This is a genomic window from Pseudomonadota bacterium (assembly GCA_039815145.1).
GTDB lineage: Bacteria > Pseudomonadota > Gammaproteobacteria > Steroidobacterales > JBCBZW01 > JBCBZW01.
Genome location: JBCBZW010000235.1, coordinates 1 through 4,164, shown reverse-complemented (window position 1 = coordinate 4,164; position 4,164 = coordinate 1). Strand labels below are relative to the sequence as shown.

The 4,164-nt window shown below is 66.8% G+C and carries 4 protein-coding genes; 2 read left to right on the top strand and 2 right to left on the bottom strand.

Annotated elements, in window-relative coordinates; translation table 11 throughout:
- Positions 1-250: 250 nt before the first annotated feature.
- Positions 251-880, bottom strand: coding sequence for a class I SAM-dependent methyltransferase (locus tag AAF184_24960; protein ID MEO0425609.1), 630 nt, complete (start codon positions 878-880; stop codon positions 251-253).
- 127 nt (positions 881-1,007) lie between these two features.
- Between AAF184_24960 and AAF184_24955 the strand changes: the two genes are divergently transcribed.
- Positions 1,008-1,919, top strand: a complete 912-nt coding sequence (locus AAF184_24955) for a LysR family transcriptional regulator (protein ID MEO0425608.1) — start codon at positions 1,008-1,010, stop codon at positions 1,917-1,919.
- Here the strand turns inward: AAF184_24955 and AAF184_24950 are convergent.
- Positions 1,909-3,153: a vanadium-dependent haloperoxidase gene (locus tag AAF184_24950; protein MEO0425607.1), complete on the bottom strand. Its 1,245-nt coding sequence runs from the start codon at positions 3,151-3,153 to the stop codon at positions 1,909-1,911. The genes AAF184_24955 and AAF184_24950 overlap by 11 nt on opposite strands.
- 94 nt (positions 3,154-3,247) lie before the next feature.
- On the opposite strand from AAF184_24950, the gene AAF184_24945 reads away from it, so the two are divergent.
- Positions 3,248-3,970, top strand: coding sequence for a helix-turn-helix domain-containing protein (locus tag AAF184_24945; protein ID MEO0425606.1), 723 nt, complete (start codon positions 3,248-3,250; stop codon positions 3,968-3,970).
- Positions 3,971-4,164 lie beyond the last annotated feature (194 nt).

Below are 4,164 nucleotides of genomic sequence, written 5' to 3'. Positions count from 1 at the left end.
TCGTTGAATTCGAAGGTGATCTGCAGCGAGCCGTCGTCGGCGTAGGTGACGACCTGGCTGCCGGACGGCTCACCGATGGTGAGAAAGTCGTGCTCGACGACCTCCTCCGCCGCTAGCGCGGCCGCGCTCGCCAGCAACGCGAGAGGGAGTAAGGCGATGAGGGGACGCAGCATGGGGAGCTCTCCGACCGAACCATGGACAGCTCCACCTTACCGCGTCCCCGCTACACGTTGCGCGTCATTCGCCTCGTCTATTCGGGGCGCCGCGCCACGATGAACACGGCCTGGGACTTGCCGCCATCGGGCACCCATTGCACTTCCAGCTCAAAGCCCGCGTCGATCAACGCCTGCTCGAACTGCTTGCGCGTGAACACCCGCACCAACGGCAGCAACCCGAGCGCGTGGCCGATCGGGCCGATCAGCCCGAACCACCACATCTTGTCGCCGAGACAGGCGGTGTTGCTCACGAGCACGCCACCGGGACGCAACATGGTGCGCAGGCGCTCAACCGTGCCCTGCCAGTCGTCCAACAGGTGCAGGATGCTGTGGGCCATGATCACGTCGACACTCTGCGCTGGCACGTCGAGGGCCTCGACGGTGCTGACCTCGAAATCGACGTTCTCGACCCGCGCGTCCTTCGCCTTGCCGCGGGCGATTTCGATCATCTTTCGCGAGCCGTCCACAGCGCGCAGGTGACGCACCCGGTGGGCGTGGTGCAGGGCCGTGGTGCCCGTGCCGCAGCCGATTTCGAGCACCTCCTGCTCGGGGCTCAGGTAGCGCGCCGTGACGGCGAGCTTGTGTTCGTAGGCCGCCTCGTCGGGGACGGCTTTGGCGGCGTAGCTGTCCGCGATGCGATCCCAAAATGCCATTGCTGATGTCATGGAGAACCTCCTTCCGCTTTGTTGCCTGACGGGCTCGAGCGGATGCGCCGCTCACGATGGAAGTAGCTTATCCATACGTTTTTCTATAAAAAACACCAAAATTGGAACATCAGATAAGCGAAAACGCATGGATTGGCGATCGATACGCTTCGACTGGAACCGCGCCCGCGCCTTCCTCGTGACGGCCACGGAGGGCTCCCTCTCCGCCGGCGCCCGTGCCCTCGGCACCACCCAACCCACCCTAGGCCGCCAGGTAGCCGCCCTCGAGGAAGAACTCGGCGTGGTGCTCTTCGAGCGCCGGGGACGCGGCCTCGAGCTCACGCCGAGCGGCCTCTCGCTGCTGCAGCACGTGCGCTCGATGGCGGAGGCCGCGAACCAACTGTCCCTCGCGGCGACAGGTCAGGCCACCTCCCTCGAAGGCAACGTGTGCATCAGCGCCACGGAGGCCGCGGCCACCCACATCCTGCCCGAGCTCATCGCCCGCCTGCGTGAGCTCGAGCCGGGCATTCACCTGGAGATCATCGCGACTAACGAAACCAGTGACTTGAAGCGCCGCGAGGCGGACATCGCCCTGCGCGCCTTCAAGCCCACCCAATCGGATCTCATCGCCCGCCACATCGCCGATGCGCGCGCCATGCTCTACGCAGCACCGCACTACCTCGCCGCCTTAGGTCACCCCACGAAGGCCGAGGACTTCAGCCACGCCCACTTCATCGGCTTCGACCGCAGCGAGCGCTTCGTGGAAGCCTTGAACGAACGCGGCTTTCGCCTCTCCCAGCGCAACTTTCCCGTCGTCACCGAGAACCACATCGTGCATTGGGAGATGGTGAAGCGCGGCGTAGGCGTGGGCGTGATGCCGAGCACGATCGGGGATCGTGACCCGGACGTCGTCGCCGTGGTGCCGGACATGGATCCCCTGCCCGTGCCGCTGTGGCTCGTCGCCCATCAGGAACTTCGCACCAACGCAAGGGTGCGGCGGGTGTATGACTTTCTAGCCGACGCGCTGGTCAAACTGCATCGGGAAGCCCCTAGGGGGTAAGCTGCAGGCGTTCCAGTACCGCCCGGCCGACGCGACGTCCCAAGGCCACCCCCTCGGTCGAGTCGTAGGCGAAGTGGATGCCGAGGAACACGCGCGAGCGGCCGCACTCATCCGCCGCCGCCGAGAAGCTCGGGAACTCCCGCGTGGGCGGGATCATGGCGCGCTTGTCTGAGCCAGGCCCCTGGGCATCCACCTTCGGCGTACGCATCACCACCGGGCGCTCGTCACCGAAGACGTGCGCTAGCACCGTCATCGCCGCGCCACAGGCCGTGCCGTGGGCGGACGGATAGGACGGGAACGCGTAGGTGTGGTCGTGGGTATTGGTCCAGGTGGGGTCTGACTCGGTGGCGGGGTTGCCGTCGTCGGGCCAGCGAATCGCCGTGTAAGGTCGCCAGTGGTTGTGGTGGAACTTGCTGTCGAAGCTCGCCACGTAGGCATCGAAGATGCTCGTGTTCAGCCAGGCGAGGAGTTCGGTCGCCTCGCGCAGATCCAGCCTGTCCTCGGCGATGAGCTCGCGCGCGAGGCGGTTGTGCGATCGCTCGACGAAGTCCTTCCACCACAGGGCGAGGTGGGTTTGGTCGGCGGTACGGTGACGGCCGTCCTGGGCGCCGAGGCGGCGCACCTCTTCGTACGCCTCGGCGTAGGCCGCACTCGTGATGGCGGGCGGGGGCTTCACCCGGAATTCCTGTGGCGAGCGCAAGGTGAAGGGGCGGGCCTTGGCCCACCCGGCACCGAAGATGAAATCCGCAGGCGTGCCGGAGTGCTCCGGGAAGGCGGCGTAGACGCCGGGCGCTGGATCCCGCCACCGGTACTCGCCGGGGGATGCCCAGCCGTCGTCCCGGCGCGCGGCCAGCAGACGCTCGGCTGCGCGCTGTGCCCTTGCCGCTGCGGCATTGGCGCGCGCGGGAGGGACATCCGGCGGCACGCTCTCGGCGAGGAGCGTATCCCAACGCCCTCGCGCCTGCGGGTACGCGTGAGTCGCCACGGTGTGCGCCGCAACAGCGGCAGCGTGCGCCGAGGCCGCGCACGGGTGATCGCACCGCAGGGCGTGCGCCATCGCCTGATGGGTGATCGCGGCCGTGCGTACGCCCTTGAGCGTGAGTAGGCCGTCCTCAGCTTCAGCCACCTCCAGGAGCTGCGCGTTCCAGCGTGCAGCCAGGGCCCCATCGGCCGCCATCGCGGACGACGCCCACAGCCACGCCAACATCGCCAACGCCATCCCTGCTCGTGCCATCGCCCTCTCCATCGCCGTTGCCCCGAGGACGCTACTGCTAGCGCACGCGGGGAGCTACTCTTGATTCTGTAGTAAGGCGACAGGAGAGCACACGATGGACGAGCCAGAGGCGGATACAGCCTGCGCACCTCGCACGTCGGAGTACGGGCAGTACTGCCCCCTGGCCCTTGCCGCCGAGCTCCTGTGCCGGCGCTGGACCCTGCTCGTGGCCAGCCGCGTACTCGACGGCTGTCGCACCTTCAGTGAAATCCACCGTGGTGTGCCGCGCATCTCACCCACCCTGTTATCCACGCGTTTGGGCGAGCTCGAGCGGGCGGGGATCATCCGGCGCGTGCCGATCGAGGGTAGCCGTCGCGTGCGCTACGAGCCGACTGAGGCGGGGTTCGAACTGAACGACGTGATCATGGGCATGGCCGTGTGGGGGCAGCGCTGGGGCCGGGAGATGGTGGACGACGACCTCGATCCCGCCTTCCTCGCCTGGAGCATGTCGACGCGCCTGGACACCAGTGCAATGCCGGCGGGGCGAACCGTCATCGAGTTCGAGTTCTCCGGCTGTCCGCACGAGTACGGTCGCGTCTGGCTGATTCACGAGAACGGCAAGGTCGACATGTGTTTGAAGCACCCGGGCTTCGACACCGATGTGTTGGTGAAGGCTGATATCCGTCGGTTCGTGGAAACCTGGCGAGGCTTTCGGGACCTACGGGAAGAGATTGGTGCAGGCCACGTCGTGCTTCAGGGCTCGCCCGCGCAGACCCGGGCGCTCCCCGACTGGTTGCTCCTCAGCAGCCTTGCCCCTCATACGCGTGGTGCTGACTAGCGTCGACTGAACAGCAACCCGTTGAGCGGCCACTTAGTTGATCGACTGCTTGCCGCCCCGGTCCACGAAGGTGGCGGTACGCCGCTGACTACGCTCCGCCTCACTCTCGAGCATGGCGCTCGCGTTCACCTCACGCAGCGGCAGCGATTCGTCTCGAACCAACTCACCGTCGGCAATCAGCGAAAGGTAGCGTG

What these genes read in the sequence shown, in the direction of transcription:
- AAF184_24955 (MEO0425608.1), top strand. Translation starts at nt 1,008, where the DNA reads ATGGATTGGCGATCGATACGCTTCGACTGGAACCGCGCCCGCGCCTTC.
- AAF184_24960 (MEO0425609.1), bottom strand. Translation starts at nt 880, where the DNA reads ATGACATCAGCAATGGCATTTTGGGATCGCATCGCGGACAGCTACGCC.
- AAF184_24945 (MEO0425606.1), top strand. Translation starts at nt 3,248, where the DNA reads ATGGACGAGCCAGAGGCGGATACAGCCTGCGCACCTCGCACGTCGGAG.
- AAF184_24950 (MEO0425607.1), bottom strand. Translation starts at nt 3,153, where the DNA reads ATGGCACGAGCAGGGATGGCGTTGGCGATGTTGGCGTGGCTGTGGGCG.